This window comes from Flavobacterium sp. DSP2-3-1 (genome assembly GCF_049896865.1).
Taxonomy (GTDB): Bacteria; Bacteroidota; Bacteroidia; order Flavobacteriales; family Flavobacteriaceae; genus Flavobacterium.
The window spans coordinates 304,115-328,893 of record NZ_JAFCVD010000003.1; the positions used below are offsets into that span (position 1 = coordinate 304,115).

Consider the following 24,779-nt stretch of genomic DNA (forward strand, 5'->3'; position numbering starts at 1 on the left):
AGAACTGTTTAAAAAAAACCGCACGGATCATGTTTGATTTCAAAAACACGATCCGTTCGGATAATAATAAAATCACGCTTTTTAATTCATTTTTTATTTCACTGCCTTAGTTGACTTCCCAACCGTCAAATAAACATGTGTATTGGGATATAGAAATTCAATTTTTGAATTTTGCTGGTTTAATCTCATCGCGGCTTGTCCATTGACAGCAACAGTATAATTATTTTTTTTGGGGGTTTGATAATTACTGATCAATTGACATTTATTCAAAGTATCGTAAAATTTACAAGAGAAAGTATTTTAAAATTCAACAATGAGTTCACAACGGATTTAGATTGCTTAGAATATTTAGCAAAAATAAAGTGGAAAGCAGATTTCAAATGTGTAATGTAATCACACAAAATTTACGATTCGTAAAACGAATTTTGCGCGGGATTGTAACGTTTGCCATCATATTATAAGCCCAATTGTTGATACTATTTTTCACAAAGTTCGATTTGATTTGCGAAAAGCATTTACAATTGTTTTTGAGATTAATGCAATCACAAAAGGCTTCTCTACAAAACAAACAGCAAAACAATTAAAAATTAGCACAAATAGGGCAACTGATTTCATTAAAAAAGTTAGAATTAATATGGCAAATAGTGCATCACAGCCAATGATTGTTGATATTTTTGTCGATGAATTTATTTTTGGTGGCAAAGAAAATCCTAAACAAGAGAGGAGCAATATTCCAAAAAATAAAGTTGATGATCGCCGTTGAAACCAATTATACTACCGGAATTAAAAGAGTGTAGTTTGACCCGTTTGAAGATTATTTGTGCAAATAAATACGCAAAATATTTGAGAAACATATTTCTAAATCTGCGTCAATAAAAATTGACAAATAGAATGGATGTAATTCGTTAAAAAAAAGTTTGATTTTATACAGATTAAGAGTGACAAAGGAAAATCATCGAAAAAATTACACACTGTAATTTATTAAATAAAATCTTTTTTGAGAAGTACTTTTTCTTTGGTTCACAAAGAGCATCTTCAGATGCACCTGAACGAGTTTATTTACAGAATTAATACGTTAGTTTACGAGAAAAAAATATTTGAGTTGATAATAAACAGAATGATGAATACTTAAAAATTTTTATATCAAGGCATTACAAAAATTAAATAATTGCACACCTCAAAAAATATTAAACGAATGAACCCAATATAATATTGAGCTCATTAGTATCAAAATCAAATATAAATTTATCTAAACTTTTTTGTGTAGTATAAGATCGAGACTTTCCTATTTTATTCTTCGTCTTCGTCCGTACCATGGGATTTTGAATAGCCTCTCCATTTCTCGATACAATCCTGCAAATCCTGCGGAAGTTCCGTATCAAAACGCATCAGCTCGCCGGTTGTAGGATGGACAAAACCTAACGTTTTAGCATGTAAAGCCTGTCTTGGTATCACTTTGAAACAGTTGTCAATAAACTGTTTGTATTTGGTAAACGTAGTTCCTTTCAAAATCAAATGACCGCCATAACGCTCGTCATTGAATAAAGGATGTCCTATATGTTTTAGGTGTGCCCGAATCTGATGAGTTCTTCCGGTTTCCAGTTGACAAGAAATCAATGTCACATAACCAAAACGTTCTAACACCTTGTAATGTGTCACGGCTGGTTTCCCTATTTCGGGATCAGCAAAAACAGCCATTTGCATGCGATCTTTTAAATGTCTTGCTAAGTTTCCTTCAATCGTTCCTTTATCAGCCACCACATTTCCCCAAACCAAAGCCACATACTCTCTTTCGGAAGTTTTAGCTTCAAATTGTTTGGCAAGATGGGTCATCGACGCCTCGGTTTTGGCAATTACCAATAGACCTGAAGTGTCTTTATCAATACGATGCACTAATCCAGGACGTTCGCTGCTGTTCATTGGCAAATTATCAAAATGATACGCCAACGCATGCACTAAAGTTCCGGTGTAATTCCCATGTCCAGGATGCACCACCATTCCGGGCAATTTATTTATCAATAGCAACGTATCATCTTCATACACAACATCAAGTGGAATATTCTCGGGAATAATATGGTTTTCGTAAGGAGGATGCGTAAGCATAACACGGACCACATCATTGGCTTTCACCTTGTAATTCGACTTTACCGTAGCGTCGTTTACAAAAATATTTCCTTCCGTAGCCGCGATTTGTATTTTATTGCGAGTCGCATTTTGTATAAGGCCCATCAAGTATTTATCAATTCGCAACGACGCTTGGCCTTTGGGAACTTCAAACCTGAAATGTTCAAATAACTCGTCCTCTAAATCTATTGTTTCTATATTATTGTTCATCAACTGGTATTTCTTCTTCTATTGTTGCTGCGAGCGTGTCGGCAGCATTTTCCTCTTCTTCGTAACTCATTTTTCCGTCTCCCAAAACCAAATCGATTTTAGATGATTTCAAAACTCTGTCGCCTGCTTTCAGGTTTCTTCCTTTGAAACGCATTTCCAAGACCATATCTTTCCCAAGATTTGGAACATACGTAACCGCGCCTTCTTCAAGCCCTAAAGCTTTCAAAGTAGGTACCGCTTCACGATACGTTTTATTTACTAATTCAGGAATTCGCACGGATGAAAATCCAGAGGTATTTATTTTTATATATATTTTTCTACCTACTTTTACCTTTGTACCCGGGGTCGGATCTTGTTCAACCACACTGTATTGCGGAAAATTGCTTCTGTAATCGACGCTATCCAAAAGCACATAATCTAAATCCAACTCGTCCAGCTTTTCCTCCACTTGCTCTTCAGTCAATTTACTCAAATTTGGAACCTCAATTTCATTACCATGATCGGTTGTAAAAGTCAACCAATGCATAAACAAATACCCCAAAGCAACAATAATGGCAATCGCAATTAATACTTGCACTAAAAAGACACGACTGGTAAGATACTTACGTAAACTCATAAATTTATTTTTATATGTGGCAAAGATAAACCTATTTCGTTCCAAAAAAAATGATAATTTTGTTTAATCGTTTTTAGAATTCCTGCTGATGAATTTCAGGAGCTGTTTCCCGCTATTCGCTAGTATCTTTCCTTTTTTAAAGAAAAAAAGCAAAGGATATCGCTGCTATCGGGGCTAAAAACAAATCGTTTTGCAAACAACATTATTTTTTTTTAAACCTAAGAACCAAAACCCAACATCTAAAAATGAAAAACATTGCCATTATCATGGGCGGATATTCCAGCGAATATAAAATCTCACTTATCAGCGGAAACGTCGTACATCAATTTCTGGACAAAACGAAATACAACGGATTTCGAATCCATATTTTTAAAGAAAAATGGGTCTATGTTGATGCTAATGACGCCGAATTCCCCATCGATAAAAATGATTTTTCAGTAACTGTTGCCGGTAATAAAATTACTTTCGACTGCGTTTTCAATGCCATTCACGGAGCTCCCGGCGAAGACGGATTGATGCAGGCGTATTTCGAATTATTGCATATTCCGCAAACTTCCTGCGATTATTATCAAGCAGCCTTAACGTTCAACAAACGCGATCTATTATCAGTTTTAAAACCATACGGCATAAAAACCGCCACTTCCTATTACTTAAACAAAGGCGATATTGTCAATACTGACGAAATTGTCGCTAAAGTTGGTTTGCCTTGTTTTGTAAAACCAAACAAAGCCGGTTCCAGTTTTGGAATTTCAAAAGTTAAAACGGCTGCCGAATTACCTATCGCAATAGAAGTTGCTTACAAAGAAGACAACGAAATCATCATAGAAAGTTTCCTTGACGGCACCGAAGTTTCTGTAGGGGTCATCAATTACAAAGGAAAAGTAACCGTTTTACCAATTACCGAAATTGTTTCGGACAATGATTTTTTCGATTATGAAGCCAAATATTTGGGTAAATCACAAGAAATTACTCCTGCCAGAATCTCGGATGAAATGACTCAAAAAGTGAGTGAAATTGCTAAACGCGCTTACGAAGTCCTGAAAATGAAAGGTTTTTCCCGAAGCGAATTTATATTGGTAAACGGAGAACCACACATGCTGGAAATGAACACTATTCCGGGATTAACAACGGAAAGTTTGATTCCGCAACAAGCCAAAGCCGCCGGAATTTCATTAGAAGATTTGTTTACAAATGCAATAGAATTGGCTTCGCCTGAATAACTGATTATTTCGTTAACTTTGTATAAAAAACTCATTATGATTAATTACAAACAATATATCGGAATAAATTCAGGTGTTCGTTTTGGTAAACCAACAATAATTGGAACCAGAATTACTGTTTTTGATGTTTTAAATTGGTTGGCTAATGGAATGACCATAAATGAAATAATTGAAGATTTTCCCGAAATTGACGAAAATCAAATCAAAGCTTGCCTTACTTACGCTGCTGATAGAGAACGTAAAATTCAAATTGCATCGTGAGTTTGTTATTTGATCAAAACATTTCTTTTAGAATTATCTCTAAAATTAAATCCAATTTCCCTGAAGCAAAACAAGTCAGACAACTCGGAATTGAAAATCATTCTGATCTTGAAATATGGAAGTATGCCAAAGAAAACAAATTTACAATTGTAACTTTTGATGCTGATTTTTTTGATTTAGCAAATCTAAAAGGTCATCCGCCAAAAATAATTTGGCTCCGTTTTGGAAATACCAAAACTGATTTTCTAGCAAATCAATTAAACACAAAAAATGCAATCATCAAAGATTTTATAAATTCCGATGAATATTCAGAAATAGCCTGTTTGGAGGTAACCAATTAAAATGTTGCTATGATAGAAATCTTTGAATGGAACCGATTATTATACAATGATTTACCAGAATCCTTTCTGTTAGAAGTCATTTTCCGTTCCACGGTAATGTTCACCGTTTTATTGTTGACATTAAAAGTAGCTGGAAAACGTGGCGTAAAGCAATTATCTGTTTTTGAAACAGTCATCATTATTGCTTTAGGATCAGCAGCCGGAGATCCAATGTTTTATGAAGAAGTTGGAATAATCCCACCCATAACCGTATTACTAGTAATTATCCTTTTATACCGCTTAGTAACTTGGCTAACCGGAAAAAGTAAACGATTTGAAGAGTTTATAGAAGGCAAAACTGAATGTATTATCAGTGAAGGCAAATTTTCAATTGCTACTTTCAAAAAGGAAAGTCTGGCACAAGATGAATTTTTTTCGGAACTCCGATTAAAATCAGTAGAGCATTTAGGACAGGTGAAAAATGCCTTTATGGAAACTAGTGGCGAAATCAGTGTTTTCTATTATGAAGACCATGAAGTTCAACCAGGCTTACCAATTCTGCCTTTCTTATTTAAACTTAAAAGTAAAACGATTCCAACAGAAGGTGTTTATGCCTGCACCTTTTGCGGAAATACTGAAAGCCATAAACCAGGAAATGCGGAGTGCAGGGTTTGTGAAAAATCTGAATGGGTCGAAGCAATACGAACACTTAGAAAAACTTAATTCAACCCAAATAAAACCCATTCGATTTAAATATATCTTGTATAATGAGAAAAGCAATATTTCCGGGATCATTTGACCCAATCACTTTAGGACATGAAGACATAATTAAAAGAAGTATATCTTTATTTGATGAAATCGTAATTGCCATTGGAATCAATGCCGAAAAAAAATACATGTTTTCATTGGAAGACAGAAAGCGTTTTATTGAAGAAACATTCAAAAACGAACCTAAAGTTTCAGTAATAACTTATGAAGGTTTGACAATTGATTTGTGCCACAGAATAAACGCTAATTTTATCCTTCGTGGTTTACGCAACCCTGCCGATTTCGAATTTGAAAAAGCAATTGCGCACACGAATCGTCGTCTATCAAAAATAGAAACCGTGTTTTTGTTGACCGCAGCAAAAACTTCGTATATCAGCTCAAGCATTGTGCGGGATGTAATCCGCAATGGTGGACAATATGAAATGCTTGTTCCCGATGCAGTCCGAGTAAAATAATTTTAAAGAGATTATGTCAAGTCAAGCGCACTCGAGAACTATCCATTCGTCTCGACTGCGCTCGACTTGACAAATAATCACTACCAATTTTACTTGCGAAACGAGGCAATAAATCTTAAATTAGCCAAAAATAAAAGCCATCAAACAATGAGTATAGAAAGAGAATTAAGCAAACGTAGCGGATCGAAATGTGAACTTTGTGGTGCAACCGAAAACCTAAAAGTATATCAAGTATTACCAACCAAAAAAGGTGGACTTGATGAAAGTATAGTGGCTTGCAGCACCTGTATCGACCAAATCGAAAATCCGGATAACGTAGATTTAAATCATTGGAGATGTTTGAATGACAGCATGTGGAGCGAACATACTGCCGTACAAGTTGTCGCGTGGAGAATGTTAAGCCGTTTGCGTGGTTCTGGTTGGCCTCAGGAATTACTGGACCAAATGTATTTAGATGAAGATAATTTAGTTTGGGCACAAGCAACAGGTGAAGGCGAAGAAGACGAACCAAAAGTAATTCACCGTGACAGCAACGGTGTGATTCTTGAAATTGGAGATTCAGTCGTTTTAATCAAAGATTTGAAAGTAAAAGGTTCAAGCATGGTAGCCAAACAAGGAACTGCAGTGCGTAACATCAGATTAGATCATGAAAACGCCGAATATATTGAAGGAAAAGTAGATGGTCAGACTATTGTTATTATTACGCAATATGTTAAGAAAATATAGTGGTCAATTTTTAGTTTTTAGTGATCCGTGCCTGAATTGATAAAAAAATTCAGTGGTCAGAAAAAAGTTTAATCATAGACTTCATTAAAGCAAAAAATCGTTAATAGTAAATCAAATTTACTATTAACGATTTTTTATTGGTAAACTATTTTTTTACTGCTTACTAAAAGCTAAACATTGAACACTTTTTTAAAATAGACATTAAAAACTGAACACTGAACACTAAAAAACTACTCCTCTTCTTTCTTAATTACTTTTCGGGCGACTTCGATTTTAAATTTCTTGCCTTTCATTTTCTCGTCTTTGATGGCGTGCAATAAATCTTTTACTTTATTGAATTTGACTGCAGCAAAAGAGATAAAATCTTTCACTTCGATTAATCCTAAATCGCCTTTTTCTAACTTGCCTTTTTGGGAAAAGAAACCAACGATATCAATTTTATTCAGTTTATTTTTCTTCCCTCCACTGATATAAATGGTTTGAAATTCAGGTGGCTTTGGTAATGAAGTGGAATTTTCAACTTTCAAAGCTTCCATTGCATAATCGATGTAATCCATTTTTTTCTCACTTTCATGAGCAATAATGTAAGCAGTTCCAGAAGCAAGCATACGCGCCGTACGTCCGTTTCTATGCGTAAATTCATCTTCTTTGGATGGTAAATGATAATGAATTACATGATTCATTTCAGGGATATCGAGTCCACGGGCTGCCAAGTCAGTTGTGATTAGATAACTTACACTTCCGTTTCTGAACTGGATTAGCGCGCGTTCTCTTTCGTCCTGATCCATTCCTCCATGATAATACGTGGCATAAATTCCTTTTTCGTTCAACGTATCGCTAATGCGTTCTGCAGCATCACGATGATTACAAAAAACTATTGCCGACTGCGATTTCAACGAACAAATCAAGTTAAACAAACTTCCAATTTTGTCTTTTTCCTTGGAAACAACCATTTTCATCGAAAGATTAGTTTCTGCTACGTTGTCTGGAATAAAATCCAAAATAGTCGGGTTTACGACTCTTGTATATTTTGGAATTTCAATATCGGAAGTGGCCGAAACCAAAACGCGTTTGTTGAGTTTCGTTAATTTTCCAATTATAAAAGACATTTGTTCATGGAAACCCAATTGCAATGATTTATCAAACTCATCGAGAATCAACGTTTGGATTTTATCCAAACGGAAAGTTCCTCTGTCGATATGATCCGCGATTCTTCCCGGAGTTCCTATTAAAACTGCTGGCGGATTGCTTAAATTTTTAATTTCGGTATCAATAGAATGTCCGCCGTAGCACACATTTACTTTATAATCAGTTCCCATTTTTTTCCAAACCTGCTCAATCTGCAATCCTAATTCGCGTGACGGAACCAAAATTAAACATTGAACCGATTGAATTTCGGGTTGTAACATTTCTAAAATCGGCAACAAAAAAGCCAAAGTTTTTCCGGAACCTGTTGGCGAAAGCAATAAAACATTATTGTCATTCAGGATGGTATCTTGCGCTACTTCCTGCATTTCGTTCAGGCTTTCGATGCCTAAATTCAAAAGTATATTGTTGGAATGGTGTTTCTTATTCATTTTTTCAATTTGGTGCAAAGGTAATTTTTAATTGTGAGTTATGAATTTTGAATTATGAATTTTCATTCTTTTTCAATCGGATATTTCCTTTTCTTACATTCATATCTACAGCTGTCTAAAAAAAGCTACATTTGATATTCCATTCAAAAATCGAAAAATGAGACTTTTTACATTCCTTTTTTTACTATTCTCCATCAGTACTTTTGCACAAAAAAACAACAAATACGATACTTTTTTCGAAAAAGGTAATGGAAATCAATCTGCCTCTTATCAAGAAACAATTGCGTACTACAAACTTCTGGCGGATGATTTCCCTACTGTCGAAATTCAAAAAATGGGTTTGACAGATAGTGGTGAGCCTTTGCACATGGTTATTTTTAATCCGGAAAAGCAATTTGACTTTGGAACCATCCAAAAAAACAAAGCGGTAATTCTGCTTAATAACGGAATTCACGCAGGGGAACCGGACGGAATTGACGCTTCAATGCAGCTTTTTAGAGATTTAGCTTTAGGTAAAATAAAAGCGCCAAAAAACACCGTTATCGTTTGTATTCCGGTGTACAATATTGGCGGCGCTTTAAACAGAAACTCCACTTCAAGAGCCAATCAGGACGGACCGGAAATCTATGGCTTTCGTGGCAATGCCAGAAACTATGACTTGAATCGCGATTTTATAAAATCAGACACCCGTAACACGAAAAGCTTTGTAGAAATATTCCATAAAGTAAATGCAGATGTTTTTATTGACAATCACGTCAGCAATGGCGCAGATTACCAATACAAACTGACGTACATTATGACCCAACATAATAAATTAGGAACCGTTTTAGGTGATTTTTTAAATACTGAAATGATGCCTTCTTTGGTGAAAGATTTACAAAAAAAGAATATTGAAACTACGCCTTATGTCAATGCTTTTCAGGACACACCAGAAAAAGGTTTTGGTCAATTTTTTGAAAGCCCAAGATTCGCAACCGGTTATACTTCATTGTTTAATACCATTGGTTTTGTGGTGGAAACGCACATGCTTAAAAAATATGCCGACCGCGTGAAAGTGACGTATGAATACATGCGTTCCGCAATTGATTTTACGGATGCTAATTATCAAAAAATCAAACAACTGCGATTGAAAAATGAAGAGCAGTATAGACCAAAACAATCGTACACGATAAAATGGGAAATTGACAGCACAAAAACGATTCCTTTTTCGTTTTTAGGCTACGAAGCCAGTTACAAAAAAAGTGATGTAACAACTGGAAATCGCCTGTTTTATGATAAAACAAAACCATTCAAAAAAGACATTCCTTACAATAAGGAATTTAAATCGGTAAAAGAGATAATCATACCGGAAGCGTATATAATTCCAAGAGGATTTTGGCCTGTTATCGAATTATTAAAAAGTAATACGATAACATATCGTCTACTAAAAAAAGATACCATAATTGAAGTCGAAAGCTATAGAATTGCCGACTTTAAAACAACAAGTTCAGCGTATGAAGGTCATTATTTACACCGAAACACTTCGGTAACCGCTAAAATAGAGAAAGTGGCTTTCGCCAAAGGGGATTACGTTATTCCTACACAACAAAAGGGAATCAAATACCTACTGGAAACTTTGGAACCGGAAGCAATAGATTCTTTTTTCAACTGGAATTTTTTCGATACGATGTTACAACAAAAAGAAGGTTATTCCGATTATGTTTTTGAAGATTCGGCAACACAGATTTTGAAAGAAAATCCAAAATTAAAAGCCGAATTTGATTTGAAAAAACAAAGTGACGTTACTTTTATCAATAATCCGGAAGCACAGCTGGACTGGATTTACAAACATTCTGTTTATTATGAAAAGGCACATTTACAATATCCTGTGTATCGCATTTTAAATTAAAAAAAAGCACGAATTAAAATATTTATTAAGCACGAATTTCCACCAAATAATTAGTGGGAATTCGTGAAATTCGTGTTCAACTTTATTATATCAACTTTTCTGTTTACAAAATGAAGTGCTATTTCAGCAGCTTCTCTTCTTCGAACAATAATTTTATGTTTTCATAGGAGTTTTTTAGCGCCTCTTTGATTTGTTCCGGATTCATCCAGGCTACTTTCTCAATTCCCTCTTCTAATTGCCCCTGTGGTGTGCCTTCAAAATCAGACTGCATTTCGAACCAATGGGTAATTTTTAGTTTGTATTTGCCATTCCGTTTAAAAACATGATACGTTTTTTGAAGTTTGTGAGATATCGACAAGCCATTAACGCCAGTCTCCTCTTCTACTTCACGCATGGCAGTATCTGCGATTTCCTCTCCTTTTTCGATTCCGCCCTTGGGTAAATCCCATTTTCCGTTTCTAAAAATGAATAAAACCTCCCCTTTTTTATTATAAACCAAACCGCCTCCCGCTTTACACACTGGAATTTTAGCTTTTAAAGTCTTCATAATCAAGCTTTCGTCCGGATGATACAGATAGGCCTTATTAATTTTATTTTGAAAGATTTTAACTATAAGTTGCTCTATGTCAATGCTTTCTAATAGAAATAATTGAAAATCTGTCTCTTTGGAGATGTGATTTGTCAAAAAAAGTGGTTTGTCGTTAACAAAAACTTTATACATTTGTAATATGATTTTTAATAAAGATACAGCCGAAAAAACAGCCGAATTTCTTTTGCAAATAAATGCAATTAAATTGAATCCAAGAAATCCTTTTACATGGGCTTCTGGGTGGAAATCGCCTATTTATTGTGACAACCGATTAATTCTCTCATTTCCAGCGGTAAGAAATTATGTCCGCGATGAATTTTCCAAGAATATAGAGAAGCAATTTGGTAAACCAGATGTTATTGCCGGTGTAGCCACTGGAGCAATAGGAATTGGTATGCTGGTAGCGGAAAGTATGGGGTTGCCGTTTGTTTATGTTCGCCCGGAACCAAAAAAACACGGGAGACAAAACCAGGTGGAAGGTTTTTTACAAAAAGGACAAAATGTAGTTGTAGTAGAAGATTTAATCAGCACAGGAAACAGTAGTTTGCTAGCTGTGGAAGCGTTGCGCGAAGCCGGTGCTAATGTAAAAGGAATGGCCGCTATCTTTACCTACGGCTTTAAAGTTGCTGAACAAAACTTTAAAAGTGCAAATCTAGATTTATTTACGTTGAGTAATTATCAAAATTTATTGAATTTGGCTGTTGCCAAAAGATATATCAATGAGGACGAAGAACAGGTTCTGAGAGAATGGAATGTGAGTCCGTCTACTTGGACTATTGAAGTTTAAAAAATCTAATAAAAAATAAAAACAATGAATTTAGAAAGCGCTAAAGTTACTGTTCAAAAATCAGCTCAAGAATTATTCAATTTACTGAGTGATGTGAAAAATTTTGAAAAATTAATGCCCGAAAATATTGCTAAATTTGAAGTTATTGGTGACGACGCTTTCATTTTTGGACTGAAAGGGATGCCAGAAATAAAGTTAAAAATGAAAGAAAAAGTAGCTCCTACCAAAATCGTTTTAGGGGCAGCGAGCGACAAACTTCCATTTACTTTAGTAGCGAATATAGATGCTGTTTCTCAGACTTCAAGCGATGTAAAACTCGATTTTGAAGGCGATTTCAATCCTATGATGGCCATGATGATTAAAGGTCCAATTGGGAAATTCATAGAAACTTTAGCAGGCAATATGAATAAATTGTAAAAACTATTTAAATTCATTGTTGTCCGATAAAAAAGAAGCCAAATTAATAGCTTGTTTTTTATCGGAAAACAATTTGTGACTAAATTTGATTTCTATCCTTTCGGAAATAAGTTTCCATTTATTACTGCAACAAAAGAAAACGAAGAAGCTAGTAACAAAGTTGTGGAAATAAATTTTAAAATTTTAATCAAAAAAATACGCATTTTACTTAACGCCAAGCTAGAATTTAAAAAATTAATTGATCTTTTTAAAAAAGGATCTGCATGAGAATTAGAGATATTAAATTTAGATGTCAATGATAGTTGCTAAAAAATAATTCTACTAACAGTTTTACTTTCATTTAGTCCTTATCCGACAGCGCCGAACTACGATAAACGACAAGCCAACAAAACCGTAAAGAGCTAGAATTCCTTTTCCTATCGTATAGCTTTAGTAGACTTCCCAACCGTCAAATAAACATGCGTATTGGGATAAATAAATTCAATTTTAGTGTGCTGTTTGTTTATCCGCATTGCTACTTGACCTTTCTCATTTTCTAAAGTATAAAAGGTGTAATTCCCGTCGGAAGCAAAAACACCGGAGTATACAATTTTATATTTCATCTTTGTCGCCGTAAGAAAGAGAACCACACTATGCTTTTGAATATCAAGAAACACAAAAGAGTATTCATTTCCTGCTACATTGCATTCGTTTTTTCTAAAAGGTTGCTCATCTATGCAATATCTTTGCACATTAAACACTTGTTCTTGAGCGTACAAACCACCTGATATCAACAACAACAGAATTATTTTTTTCATATCCTTTTGTTATTTTTTAGTATCCGAAATTGGATAGTCCTTTTTACCCCTTACAAAATACAAGCCACATTCTTTTTTTGAAGAAAAAAAAACCACAAAACCCCCAATTGCATTGGGCAACGTATCCTTAAAAAAGGATTAAAAGGTTTGTGAATTCTGTTTCTTTCCACATATTATTCGTAGTTTTGACCGTATCAATGCGTCTTAATTTTGCTTTATAGCAATCCAAAAAAACAACGCAAACAACTTTAAAAAACAATTACAATGACTTCATTTAGTAAAGAATTATCCTTTCGTTGGTCTGATCTTGACCCTAATTTTCATGTTCGACACAGTGCTTATTATGACTTTGGCGCACAACATCGTATCGAAATTCTGGAAAGTCTTGGCTTAACAATAAAAGTGATGCAAGCGCAAGGCTTTGGTCCTATTCTTTTTAGGGAAGAATGTGTATTTAGAAAAGAAATAAAACTTTCGGATAAAATTTTTATGCATACCAAAACCTCAAAAGTAAATGCGGATGCTTCTCGCTGGTCCATTGTACATGAATTCATGAATGAAGACAATAAACTATGCGCAACTATAACTGTTGATGGTGCTTGGATGGACCTTAAACTTCGAAAATTAGCGTCGCCAACGCCCGCAATTGCACTGGAGGCCTTAAGTATTTTTCCTAAAAGCGAGAGCTTTGTGAATCTTTAAAAAAGAAACCTTGGAAAACGAGATTTACTTTCGAATTTCTACAAAAGTTGAATCAAAAGCATAATTACACAACAGCGTTATAATCATGAAAAACAGAGAATACTCCGCCATTTACAGAATAATGCATTGGTCAATCGCCATATGTATGACTTTATTGCTTGTAACTATATTTTTGAGACTTACATGGATGAATAAAAATAATGTGGCGCTAATCATTCAAGACTATTTAGCGACTACAGACCAAAAGTTGACGCAAGACCAACTCATTACGCTTGCTAAAAAAATAAGAAAACCCATGTGGGACTGGCATATTTACATTGGTTATGCTCTGGTAGGTTTGTACAGTATTCGAATTGCGCTTCCATTTTTTGGAAAAATGAAATTCTCTAATCCATTCAACAAAGATTTGGGCAATAAAGAAAAATTCCAGTATTGGACTTATTTAATTTTTTATGTTTGTGTTGTTATTTCCCTGATCACCGGTTTAATTATTGTGTTAGGTCCAAAAAATCTAAAAGAACCGATGGAGGAAATACACGTACTTTCTATATATTATCTTCTGGCGTTTATCGTGATTCACTTGTCGGGCGTTTTCTTCTCTGAATTAACAACCCAACAAGGATTAATTTCCAGAATCGTAAGCGGACCAACAAAGACAAACGAAAATTAGAAGCAAAAAATACTCTTTTTTGATCAGCAATTATTCGGTTTGTTGTTAACAAAAAAACAATTTCGGATAAACGATTGAATCCAAAAATAATTGTGTAAAATTGGTCTGTGACGATATATGTCAAAAACATGGCTTGTGAAAGTTGTAAAATATTTTTAACAGAGGCTTTAGAAGAACTCGATATCAATGCAACAAAAATAGCTTGGTGAAATAGAAGTCAAAGAAGAACTCACTTCCACCAAAAAAAAGAAATTAAACAGTAAAATTAAAAAAGCAGAATTGGAATTATTAGAAAAAAATAAGGCAATCTAATTGAGAAAATCAGAAGCGTAATAATTTTTGGATTCAAAAAAATAAAAAGCGTATTTATAGTTTTGGACAACTCTGTTTTGGGATATGTATTGAATCTTCTTTAAAATAAAAAAAGTTATCCGCTCCTTTTGTAATCGTACCCTAAAAAATTGCAATTTTATTAATACTTTTATAGAATTACTAACTTCAAAATTCCGACTCGATAAAATGAAATTTATAAAACTATTTTTCGCACTGCTAACTGTTTTTTCTATTACCAGTTTTAAAACAATACAAAATGATATTCTCGAAGTAAAAACTGCAGCACCATCAAGAGAATTCTACCAAATTAAAACTTATATTTTCAAAACGGAACAGCAAGTACAAACCACTGAAAAGTATTTGAAAGAGGCTTTGCTTCCGGGTTTAAAAAAACTTGGGATTAAAAATATTGGTGTATTCAAACCAAAACCGAATGCTACGGACACCCTAAAAAAAGTTATCGTAGTTATTCCGTTTTCATCCATCAATCAATTTCTAAGATTAGAAGATAAACTGGCCAATGACAAAATCTATTTAACTGCCGCAGCCGATTATTTGAATGCTTCTTACAAACAAGCGCCTTATTTGCGTATCGAATCTATTTTATTAAAGGCTTTTTCAGATCATCCTATTTTGTCAAGTCCCGCTTTGAATAGTCCAAGAGCAAATAGAGTGTATGAATTAAGAAGTTATGAATCAGCAACTGAAGCGATTTACAAAAACAAAGTCGATATGTTCAATGCCGGAGGAGAAATAAAACTCTTTGACCGCCTTGCCTTTAATGCTGTTTTTTATGGCGAAGTTATTTCGGGAGCCAAAATGCCGAACTTAATGTACATGACTACTTTTGCAGATCAGCAAAGTAGAGATGCGCATTGGAAAGCCTTTGTGGATTCACCAGAATGGAAAGGATTAATAGCTATGGAAAAATACAAAAACAATATTTCCCATATAGATATTACTTTTTTGTACCCAACTGATTATTCTGATTATTAGTTTTCCAACACATAATTATAATCGTAAGTTATTAAAACTGCAACCCTAAAAGTTGTAGTTTTTTGTTTAAAATAATAACCTCAATAATAATTTTTAAAGAATAGCAGTTGATATTTTACCAAAATTTTACTAGTAAATTTAAGTATCTTTAATACCAATTTAAGCTATGGAAACCCTCATTACAATACTAAAACTTGCTGCAGGCGTTGGTTTATTCCTTTTCGCCATGTATTTAGTTGAGGAATCCTTAAAAAATCTCTCCGGAAGAAGCTTCAAACTATTTCTGCAACGAATTACAAAAAACAATATTGGCGCAGTGGTTGGTGGGACAATAGTTACTGGCATACTTCAAAGCAGTTCGATGGTTTCGCTAATGGTTTTAGCGTTTGTGGGTGCAGGTGTTTTTACCATGAAGAATGCTATGGCTATTATTCTAGGAGCAAATCTGGGTACAACACTTGCCAGTTGGTTAGTCGCTACACTTGGTTTTAAAACTAATATTGAAGTGATTGCTTATCCGGCAGTTTGTTTGGGTGGTTTTCTTCTTATTTTACTTGGAACCCGCAAGAACATCAAGTACATTTCTTATTTTCTTTTGGGATTTGGTTTAATGTTCATCGGACTTTCCTTTATGAAAACCGCTATGGAAGCGCAGGTTCAATACTTCGATTTCTCGCAATATGCTTCGATGCCGCTAATCGTTTTTCTCGTTATTGGTTTTCTTATTACGCTCGTTGTTCAATCGAGTTCCGTAACCATGGCATTAACGTTAAGCGCGTTAAATGCCGGAGCAATTGGATTTCCAATGGCGGCAGCGATCGTGTTAGGTGGTGAAACCGGAACTATTATTAAAATTCTTTTGAGTGCGATTGGAGGAAACGCTTCCAAAAAACGGGTTGCTTTAGGCAATTTATTATTCAACATTTTCATTACTGCCATTGCTTTTGCACTGCTAAAACCGATTCTGTTGCTCATTACTGATGTCATAAAAATCAAAGATCCGCTCATTGGTTTGGTTACGTTTTCAAGTCTTATTAATTTATTGGCAATTGTATTGTTCCTTCCGGTTCTCGATTTATTTACTAAATTTCTGGAACGTTTTTTCAAAAACACGGATGGTAATACTGCCGCTTTTATAAGTCACGCCTCTATTACGGAACCCGAAACGGCACTTGATTTATTCCGAAGAGAAACCAGCTATTTCATTTATAACTCGATGCTTTTCAATTTGGAATTATTCAAGATCGACACTCTCGCTTTGAAAAAACAAAGTGATTACATAGAAATCAATGAGAAAAAAAGCTTTGCATCTAAAACCAGTGAGGAGAAGTATGAATTCCTAAAACAATTACAAGGCGAAATGCAGGCTTTCTATTTGAAACTAAGAACAAAATTGAACAGCGAACAAAATTCAGAGCTTAACCAATTGATTTCTGCTGCGCGAAGTTCCATGCATGCCGTAAAAAGTGTGAATGATATTGATAGCAATATATTGGACCTCAGTCACTCTTCAAAAGACATAAAATATCAGTTTTTTCTTCATCACAAAAAAGAAACGGAAAACCTATATTTAAAATTAAGTGCTTTTCTGAGCATGGAAATACCCGTAAACTTTAAAGAATTGGAGGCTATATTTAATACTATTCAAACAAACTACACGACAGCACTTAATACCTTTTACACCGATGTACAACTTACAATCGTTGAAAACATTGATATCACAACAGTCATAAATTTCAACAGAGAATTATTTATGTCAAATAAAGCCATGCTAATGGCACTGAAAGATTTAATTTTGGACGAAAAAAATGCTCAAAATTTTAATGAAATTTCTATTTACAAAACCTAAAATATTAGTAATTCGTTCAAATTTTATTCCCAAAAATTTTACAACTATATTTTTAAATTTCATAACATATTCCACATTCAATTTTCGAACTTGGTTACCAATTTGGTTTCACAGTGAAATTGCGATTCTGATTTAAATTGGTTATTTTTAACCAAAAAAACACATCATTTGAAAACATACATAAAGAAAATTTCGAAGGTTTTCCTTTGGATAATAGGATCCGTAATTCTGTTGCTCTTAATATTGATAGTTGCTATTCAGATTCCATCCGTTCAAAATTATGCCAGAAAAAAAGCGGTAACGTATTTGGAAGGAAAAATCAAAACCAAAGTCACTATAAAGAGAATAGAAATCGGACTACCCAAAAAAGTGATTCTTGAAGGTGTTTATTTCGAAGACCAGAAAAAAGACACCCTTTTTGCCGGAGAAAAACTAGCCGTAGATATCAGCTTATTCCAATTATTAAGCAATAAAGTCGAAATTAATTCCGTTCATTTAGAAGGTATTACGGCACATTTAAACAGAGATTCAAAAGCCGTTTTTAATTTTGAATACATCATTAAAGCCTTTGAATCACCAGAGAAACAGAAAACGGATTCGCCACCAATGCAGTTTTCCGTAGAACAAATAAAACTGGACCGAATTCAATTTAAATACAATGACTTTGTCACCAAAAATAATATCTATGCCAATCTAAATCATTTTGATACAAACATCAAAACTTTCGATTTAGATCAAATGAACTTTGAAATTCCCAAAGCAAAAATCAATGGATTAAAGTTAAGATTGAGGCAAGGTGTCGTTCAAATATCCAAAGCGACTAAAGTGGCAGCAATCAAAAACGAACCTGAATCCATCTTAAATTTAAAATTAGGAGAAATTGATTTGGCAAAAATTGATTTCGATTACGAAAGTGAAGAAACAAAATTAGAGACCACATTCTATTTAAAAAAATTACTCGCTAAAATTGACAAAATTGATCTCGATAATCAATTTGCCATTATAGAAAGTGTTGATTTAACCGGTGTGGAAGGCGCTTTGACTTTTGGAAAATTAGATAAATCAGTATCAAAAAAAGCACCCGTTGAAGGGAAATCAAACAATTGGGAAGTCAAAATAAAAACGACCGAATTCAAACGGATTAATTTTCGTTACGACAATAATAATGTTGCAGCAGTACAAAAAGGGATTGATTACAATCATTTAAATCTTACCAATTTGAACCTGCAAGTCGATTTTCTGAACTACAATGCTGAAAATATATCTGGTGATGCCAATTCCTTGACAGTTAAAGACAAAAGCGGTTTAAACATTCAGTCCTTTAATGCTGAATTTTTCTATGGAAAAAAGAATGCATTTCTTAAAAAACTATATCTCAAAACGCCTCAAACTGAATTGCGAGACGAAATCCGAATTGGATACCCATCTATTGAATCTTTGGCTGGAAACCCAGGTGAATTGGGCCTTATCGCTTATTTAAAGAAAAGCAAATTGGGAATCAAAGACATTTTGCTTTTTGCCCCTACTCTAAATAAGACGAATCCTTTCATGAGTAATCCCAATGCCATACTGTTGATTAACGGTACCATAACAGGGAAATTGAATAATATTGTATTTCCATCTATTGAGATTAGCGGCATTGGAACAACAAAATTAGCAGCAAGTGGCAGTATTGTGGGTTTACCGGACGTGAATAAAGCCTATTTTGATTTAAACATTAAAGACTTGCAAACCGGTGCAAAAGATTTTGTTGGCTTTTTACCAAAAGGTACGATTCCAAATTCAATTCAGTTACCGTCAAAATTCAGCGTTAAAGGAAATTTTAAAGGAACAATTGCCAGTTTCAAAACTAATATGAACTTGGTAAGCAGTTTTGGCAATGCAAAAATCAAAGCAACTTTCGACCAAAGCAGAAAAAATTACGAGAAATACGATGCCCAAACGGAACTTTATAATTTTGATTTAGGAAAATTTATCAAAAACGATTCCATTGGAAAAGTAACTTTAAAAGCCAACATAAAGGGAACTGGTTTTGATCCAAAAACTGCAACAGCTTCATTGAACGGAAGTATCCTGAAGGCCTATTACAATAAATACACGTACAGAAATTTGAATTTAAAAGGTGCTATTCGCAATGGAAATTTCAATGTTAACGCTACTGCTAAAGATCCTAATCTGACTTTTGATTTAGTCAGCAGCGGAAGTTTTAAAGACAAATATCCTTCCGGGAAATTAAAATTAAATGTAGATATCGCCGATTTGGAAAAATTAAATCTGCATGCAGGTCCCTTAAAAATAAGAGGTGTAGTAGATGCTAATATTCAATCGGCTAATCTAGATTATCTCAATGGAACCGTCAATGCGCATAGTATAAATGTGACAAATGCCAAAGAACAATTTGTAATTGACTCAATAAATGTTGTAGCAACATCAACTGTTGAAAAAAACACGTTGTTTATAAATTCCGCATTTTTAGACGCAGAAGTTAATGGAAAATATAAGCTGTCCAAAATTGCAAAAGCAGTATCAAATTCTGTTGCTAAATATTATGACAGCGACCCAAATTCAAGAAAAATAGCAGTTGAAAACCAACAGTTCGCTTTTAAAATTGGCGTAAAAGACAATCCAATTATATTGAAACTTATTCCTGCATTGAAAAGTCTCGAACCTATAAATGTAACAGGACGATTCAATTCAATTAATGATTCAATTGTTATTAATGGAGCTATTCCAAAATTAATTTACGGAACAAATACGATTACAAATGCGACTTTAAAAATAGATACTCAAGACAAATCACTGCTTTACAGCTTTGTTGTAGACGACATTCAAAATAAACAGATTCAGTTACCGCACACTAGCGTTACCGGAAAAGTCAAGAATAATCTTGTGGATTACACGGTACAACTAAAAGATGCAAAAGATGTAGAACGGTATTTAATAACTGGAACATTAAAGGCCAGTAACGGAAATAACGAAGTGAGCCTTGCTCCGGATAATTTGTTACTGAACTATGAATCTTGGAAAATAGCGCAAAATAATCTAATCCGTTTTGGAAAAAAAGGAATTTACGCGGATAATTTCGAATTGAGTAAAGACGGAAATAACATTCGAATCCAATCTGAATCTAATAATCCTAATGCTCCAATTGCAATTAATTTCAAGGATTTTGACATTAATACCATCACAAGTTTTGTTGAGAAAAAAGATTTACAGCTTAGTGGAAAAATTAATGGTAACGCAGTGGTGAAAAATTTGAATACCACACCTCTTTTTACTTCAGACTTAAATATTGAAAATTTCACTTTCAAGAAAGATACTGTGGGTAATATCAGCATCAAAGTAAATAATGCGGTTGCCAATCAATTTGATGCCAAAGTTAATATCAGTGGTCAGGGAAATCAAGTAGATTTGGTAGGATATTACAAAGCGAGCGAAAGCAGTTTTGACATGAATCTGGATATTGCAAAACTGAATTTAAAAAGTATTCAAGGTTTTACCTTGGATAACATTGCTGAAAGTACTGGATTCTTGACTGGGAATTTCAAGATTACTGGAAATACAACACAACCAAAAGTGCTTGGAGAATTAAAATTTAATGAAATTGGTTTCAAAGCGGTACCGCTCAATGCGAAATTTAAGTCTTTGAATGATAAAATCACGTTTACAAATAATGCCATTATTTTCGATAATTTTATTATTAAAGATGAGAAAGACAATGATTTAGCAATAAACGGAACTATCAAGAGTGAAAATTTCAGCAATTTTGGATTTGAATTATCCATTGATGCTGACAATTTTAAAGCCGTAAATTCTGAAGCTAAAGACAATGATTTGTATTACGGAGAATTGTATTTGGACAACCATTTACGAGTGAGAGGGACAATTGATAATCCTATCGTTGAGGGAAATATCAAAATCAATAAAGACACTAAATTTACTGTAGTATTACCACAATCTGATCCATCAATTGCGGACAGAGAAGGAATCGTTGAGTTCATCGATCAAGATAATCCGCAAATTCTGAAGACTGTTTCAGTTGATGAAATCACAAGTGAAATGGAGTTAAAGGGGATTAATGCCTCTGTAAATATTGAAGTGGATAAAGAGGCTGAATTATCACTCGTTATTGACAAAGCCAATGGTGATTTCTTAAAATTAAAAGGAGAAGCACAATTGAACGGCGGTATTGATCCTTCCGGAAAAACTACGCTGACCGGGAGATATGAATTATCTGAGGGAAGTTATGAAATGAATTTTAACGCTATCAAAAGAAAATTCGATATCAAATCAGGAAGTTATATTTTGTGGACTGGAGAACCAACAACTGCTGATATAAGTATTACAGCGATTTATAAAACGGAAGCGGCGCCAATTGATTTAATAAACGACCAATTAGGAGCTGTTACTGCCGAAATAAGAAATACTTACAAACAAAAAATTCCTTTTGAAACCCGTTTGAAAATGACTGGAGAATTAATGAAACCAACTATTTCATTTGACATTGTTTTACCTGATGGAAATAACAGCGTTTCAACCGAAATCATTAATACAACACAGGCTAAATTGACTCAATTGCGCCAGCAACCAGATGAAATGAACAAGCAGGTTTTTGCCTTACTCTTACTAAATCGTTTCATTGGAGAAAATCCATTTGCCAGCGAAACTGGTGGAACTAACGTTTCGTCATTAGCAAGAGAAAGTGCCAGCAAAATTTTGTCACAACAGCTTAATAATTTAGCGGGTGACTTAATTGAAGGTGTAGAACTTAATTTTGATTTGAATACATCAGACGATTATACGACTGGTCAGCGCGAAAATAAAACTGATTTGAATGTGGGAATTTCCAAGAAATTGCTGAATGACCGATTGAAAGTTACTATTGGAAGCAGCTTTGGGATCGAAGGCCCACAACAAGTGAATCAAAACGCCAATAATATTGCCGGAGATGTCTCTCTTGATTACCAACTTTCTAAAGATGGAAGGTATAAGATGAGAGTGTACCGCGTAAACAAATATCAAGTGGCACTTCAAGGAGAAGTCGTTGAAACAGGAATTGCATTCGTTATTACAATGAATTACAATAAGTTCAAGGAATTATATGCTAAAAGCGAAGCAAAAAAAGCAAAGCAGATAGCAAAAAAAGAATTAAAAAAGAAATCAGATGAATAAGAGTCCTTTATTATATATTCTTTTTTTAGGATTGTTCGTGTCTTCGTGCAGTAATACCAAATATTTGCCGGAAGGGGAACTGCTTTACACGGGTGCAAAAATCAAAGTGGAAGGAAAACAAACTTCAAAGAAAGAAAACAAAACGTTAAAAAACCAGTTGGAAGAAATTGTGAGACCAAAACCCAATTCTTCTTTTCTAGGATTAAAGCCAAAACTATATATTTATAATTTGGCCGGAACGCCAAAGAAAGAAAAAGGATGGCGCTATTGGTTGAAAACTAAAGTGGGTGAACCTCCTGTTTTTTACAGCCAAGTGGATTTAGAATACAACAAAAGCGTTTTGCAAAACTTTGCTGAAAACAGTGGTTATTTCAACACGAAAACTGCAGCAGATTCAACCCGAAAAGGAAAAAAAGCAAGTGCAGAATATCTTGTAAACCCAGCGCAACAATACAAAATTAGAGAAGTTAAATTTCCTACGGATTCTTCAATGATTTCAACTAGTGTGCGCAATACAAGACGCAGAAGTTTATTGAAAAAAGACGACGGTTACAGCCTTGATGCGATCAAAGAAGAAAGGATTCGCATTGACGCCAGATTAAAGGAAAAAGGATTCTTTTACTTCAACCCTGACTATTTACAAGTTCAGGTTGATAGCACTGTTGCAGATCATCAGGTCGATTTAATTGTAAAAGTTAAGGAAGAAACGCCAAGTCTTGCAGAGACACCTTATAAAATTAATAAAATTATTGTTTATCCAAATTATTCTATCGGGATGGACAGTGTAAAAACCAACTTGGATTCTATCCTAAAATACAATGATTTAACCATTATTGACCCAGAAAATTTATTCAAACCACGAATTTTTGACCGTGCATTGTACTTTAAAAAGGAAGATTTATACAACCGTACAAACCATAATTTATCGCTGAATCGATTGGTGAATTTGGGAACTTTCAAATTTGTAAAAAATCAATTTACGGTTTCTGACACAACAGGAAATTATTTGGATGCGTATTATTATTTAACACCATTACCTAAAAAATCAATTCGACTGGAATTATTAGCCAAAACGAATTCAGCTAATTATACAGGAACCGAACTTAATTTAAACTGGAGCAACAGAAATACTTTCAGAGGTGCTGAATTGCTTACTGTATCTGCTTTTGGCGGTGTCGAAGTACAAGTTTCCGGACAAAATAATGGATTTAATGTTTACCGATTTGGAACTGAAGCGAATTTAGTTTGGCCACGATTAGTTGCGCCTTTCAAACTTGAATCTCCGAGTGGTTTTGTACCAAAAACTAAGGCAACTTTGGGTTATGAATTCCAAAACAGAATTAAGTTATACTCGCTGCAAACCTTCAAAGGCTCTTTTGGATATTTATGGAAACAGAGCGAACAGAAAGAACATTTATTGAATCTTACTGAAATTACGTACGCCAGTCCGCAAAATGTAACGCCCTTGTATCAAGAACAAATTAATGCAAACCCTTCATTAGAAAAAGTGATTGAAAAACAGTTAATTTTTGGTCCAACTTATTCCTACACGTATACCAATACGTTGCAAAGAAGAAAGAAAAACACTTTTTATTACAAAGGAACTATCGACTTAGCCGGTAATATCGCCGGATTAGCTTCGGGAGCAAACATTGAAAAAAAGGAACCAATTAAATTATTCAATGTTCCTTTTAGCCAATTTATCAAAGTAGAAAATGATTTCAGACATTACTATAAGTTAGGTCCTGATTCTCAACTGGCCACCAGAATAATCGCAGGCGCTGGTTTTGCTTACGGAAATTCCCGTGAAATGCCATTTATTAAACAGTTTTTCATTGGTGGAACCAATAGTTTAAGAGCTTTTAGAGCACGTTCTATTGGACCGGGAAGTTTTGATGGCGCATCAACAAATACCAATACTTTTTTACCCGATCAATCCGGTGATTTAAAATTAGAATTTAATACTGAATACCGAGCTAAAATCTATGGATTAGTTAAAGGAGCTTTGTTTATAGATGCCGGCAACATCTGGTTGTTAAATGAGAATACGGAAAAACCCGGAGCCAAATTCTCCAAAAAGTTCATGAATGAAATAGCCGTTGGAGCCGGAGCTGGATTGCGTTTTGATTTCTCTTTTCTTATCCTGAGAACTGATCTTGCCTTTCCTTTAAGAAAACCGTATTTGCCTGATGGCGATCGTTGGGTTCTGGATAAAATTGATTTTGGAAGCGGTCCTTGGCGTAGAGAAAATTTAGTTTTTAATTTAGCGATTGGATATCCTTTTTAAAACGATATCATTGGA

At 34.2% G+C, this 24,779-nt stretch carries 21 protein-coding genes; 16 read left to right on the plus strand and 5 right to left on the minus strand.

What is annotated here, in order from left to right:
* Positions 1 to 502 precede the first annotated feature (502 nt).
* Positions 503 to 763, plus strand: coding sequence for a hypothetical protein (locus ACP7AT_RS05315; protein ID WP_426063304.1), 261 nt, complete (start codon positions 503 to 505; stop codon positions 761 to 763).
* 527 nt (positions 764 to 1,290) lie between these two features.
* On the opposite strand, the gene ACP7AT_RS05320 is transcribed toward ACP7AT_RS05315, so the two are convergent.
* Both ACP7AT_RS05320 and ACP7AT_RS05325 read right to left on the minus strand, forming a co-directional pair.
* Positions 1,291 to 2,334 (minus strand): RluA family pseudouridine synthase, encoded by a 1,044-nt coding sequence (locus ACP7AT_RS05320; RefSeq protein ID WP_426063305.1) that lies wholly within the window; start codon positions 2,332 to 2,334, stop codon positions 1,291 to 1,293.
* Complete coding sequence (locus ACP7AT_RS05325; protein WP_426063306.1) at positions 2,324 to 2,950, minus strand: PASTA domain-containing protein; 627 nt, start codon at positions 2,948 to 2,950, stop codon at positions 2,324 to 2,326. The genes ACP7AT_RS05320 and ACP7AT_RS05325 overlap by 11 nt, the downstream gene beginning before the upstream one ends.
* Before the next feature lie 245 nt (positions 2,951 to 3,195).
* Here ACP7AT_RS05325 and ACP7AT_RS05330 point away from each other — a divergent pair, with 245 nt between their 5' ends.
* From ACP7AT_RS05330 to ACP7AT_RS05355, 6 genes are all read left to right on the plus strand, one after another.
* On the plus strand, positions 3,196 to 4,170 hold the full coding sequence (locus ACP7AT_RS05330; RefSeq protein ID WP_426063307.1) for a D-alanine--D-alanine ligase: 975 nt from the start codon (positions 3,196 to 3,198) through the stop codon (positions 4,168 to 4,170).
* 36 nt (positions 4,171 to 4,206) lie between these two features.
* Positions 4,207 to 4,431 (plus strand): DUF433 domain-containing protein, encoded by a 225-nt coding sequence (locus tag ACP7AT_RS05335; protein WP_426063308.1) that lies wholly within the window; start codon positions 4,207 to 4,209, stop codon positions 4,429 to 4,431.
* Positions 4,428 to 4,772: a DUF5615 family PIN-like protein gene (locus ACP7AT_RS05340; protein ID WP_426063309.1), complete on the plus strand. Its 345-nt coding sequence runs from the start codon at positions 4,428 to 4,430 to the stop codon at positions 4,770 to 4,772. The genes ACP7AT_RS05335 and ACP7AT_RS05340 overlap by 4 nt, the downstream gene beginning before the upstream one ends.
* A gap of 9 nt (positions 4,773 to 4,781) precedes the next feature.
* Positions 4,782 to 5,474 (plus strand): DUF421 domain-containing protein, encoded by a 693-nt coding sequence (locus tag ACP7AT_RS05345; protein WP_426063310.1) that lies wholly within the window; start codon positions 4,782 to 4,784, stop codon positions 5,472 to 5,474.
* 44 nt (positions 5,475 to 5,518) lie between these two features.
* Positions 5,519 to 5,974, plus strand: coding sequence for a pantetheine-phosphate adenylyltransferase (coaD, locus tag ACP7AT_RS05350; RefSeq protein ID WP_426063311.1), 456 nt, complete (start codon positions 5,519 to 5,521; stop codon positions 5,972 to 5,974).
* A gap of 147 nt (positions 5,975 to 6,121) precedes the next feature.
* A complete protein-coding gene (locus ACP7AT_RS05355) occupies positions 6,122 to 6,700 on the plus strand; it encodes a PhnA domain-containing protein (protein WP_426063312.1) in 579 nt (192 codons plus the stop codon).
* Between the two features lie 230 nt (positions 6,701 to 6,930).
* On the opposite strand, the gene ACP7AT_RS05360 is transcribed toward ACP7AT_RS05355, so the two are convergent.
* Entirely contained in the window at positions 6,931 to 8,277 is a 1,347-nt protein-coding gene (locus ACP7AT_RS05360; protein WP_426063313.1) for a DEAD/DEAH box helicase, read from the minus strand.
* Between the two features lie 157 nt (positions 8,278 to 8,434).
* On the opposite strand from ACP7AT_RS05360, the gene ACP7AT_RS05365 reads away from it, so the two are divergent.
* Positions 8,435 to 10,165 (plus strand): M14 family metallopeptidase, encoded by a 1,731-nt coding sequence (locus ACP7AT_RS05365; protein ID WP_426063314.1) that lies wholly within the window; start codon positions 8,435 to 8,437, stop codon positions 10,163 to 10,165.
* A 118-nt stretch (positions 10,166 to 10,283) separates the two neighbouring features.
* Here ACP7AT_RS05365 and ACP7AT_RS05370 read toward each other — a convergent pair whose 3' ends face one another.
* A complete protein-coding gene (locus ACP7AT_RS05370) occupies positions 10,284 to 10,886 on the minus strand; it encodes an NUDIX hydrolase (RefSeq protein WP_426063315.1) in 603 nt (200 codons plus the stop codon).
* Positions 10,887 to 10,893: 7 nt separating this feature from the next.
* Between ACP7AT_RS05370 and pyrE the strand changes: the two genes are divergently transcribed.
* Positions 10,894 to 11,541 carry an orotate phosphoribosyltransferase gene (gene pyrE / locus ACP7AT_RS05375; protein ID WP_426063316.1) on the plus strand — a complete coding sequence of 216 codons (648 nt, stop codon included), beginning with the start codon at positions 10,894 to 10,896 and terminating at the stop codon, positions 11,539 to 11,541.
* Between the two features lie 24 nt (positions 11,542 to 11,565).
* A complete protein-coding gene (locus ACP7AT_RS05380; protein ID WP_426063317.1) occupies positions 11,566 to 11,958 on the plus strand; it encodes an SRPBCC family protein in 393 nt (130 codons plus the stop codon).
* Positions 11,959 to 12,374: 416 nt separating this feature from the next.
* Here ACP7AT_RS05380 and ACP7AT_RS05385 read toward each other — a convergent pair whose 3' ends face one another.
* Positions 12,375 to 12,755 carry a hypothetical protein gene (locus tag ACP7AT_RS05385; RefSeq protein WP_426063318.1) on the minus strand — a complete coding sequence of 127 codons (381 nt, stop codon included), beginning with the start codon at positions 12,753 to 12,755 and terminating at the stop codon, positions 12,375 to 12,377.
* A 264-nt stretch (positions 12,756 to 13,019) separates the two neighbouring features.
* On the opposite strand from ACP7AT_RS05385, the gene ACP7AT_RS05390 reads away from it, so the two are divergent.
* The 6 genes from ACP7AT_RS05390 to ACP7AT_RS05415 all read left to right on the plus strand — a co-directional run bounded on the left by ACP7AT_RS05390 (position 13,020) and on the right by ACP7AT_RS05415 (position 24,764).
* Positions 13,020 to 13,457, plus strand: coding sequence for an acyl-CoA thioesterase (locus ACP7AT_RS05390; protein ID WP_426063319.1), 438 nt, complete (start codon positions 13,020 to 13,022; stop codon positions 13,455 to 13,457).
* 85 nt (positions 13,458 to 13,542) lie between these two features.
* A complete protein-coding gene (locus ACP7AT_RS05395; RefSeq protein WP_426063321.1) occupies positions 13,543 to 14,127 on the plus strand; it encodes a cytochrome b/b6 domain-containing protein in 585 nt (194 codons plus the stop codon).
* Between the two features lie 519 nt (positions 14,128 to 14,646).
* Complete coding sequence (locus tag ACP7AT_RS05400; protein ID WP_426063322.1) at positions 14,647 to 15,456, plus strand: NIPSNAP family protein; 810 nt, start codon at positions 14,647 to 14,649, stop codon at positions 15,454 to 15,456.
* A gap of 166 nt (positions 15,457 to 15,622) precedes the next feature.
* Positions 15,623 to 17,305 carry a Na/Pi cotransporter family protein gene (locus ACP7AT_RS05405; RefSeq protein WP_426063323.1) on the plus strand — a complete coding sequence of 561 codons (1,683 nt, stop codon included), beginning with the start codon at positions 15,623 to 15,625 and terminating at the stop codon, positions 17,303 to 17,305.
* A gap of 168 nt (positions 17,306 to 17,473) precedes the next feature.
* A complete protein-coding gene (locus tag ACP7AT_RS05410; RefSeq protein ID WP_426063324.1) occupies positions 17,474 to 22,477 on the plus strand; it encodes a translocation/assembly module TamB domain-containing protein in 5,004 nt (1,667 codons plus the stop codon).
* On the plus strand, positions 22,470 to 24,764 hold the full coding sequence (locus ACP7AT_RS05415) for a BamA/TamA family outer membrane protein (protein WP_426063325.1): 2,295 nt from the start codon (positions 22,470 to 22,472) through the stop codon (positions 24,762 to 24,764). The genes ACP7AT_RS05410 and ACP7AT_RS05415 overlap by 8 nt, the downstream gene beginning before the upstream one ends.
* The last annotated feature ends 15 nt before the right edge of the window (positions 24,765 to 24,779 follow it).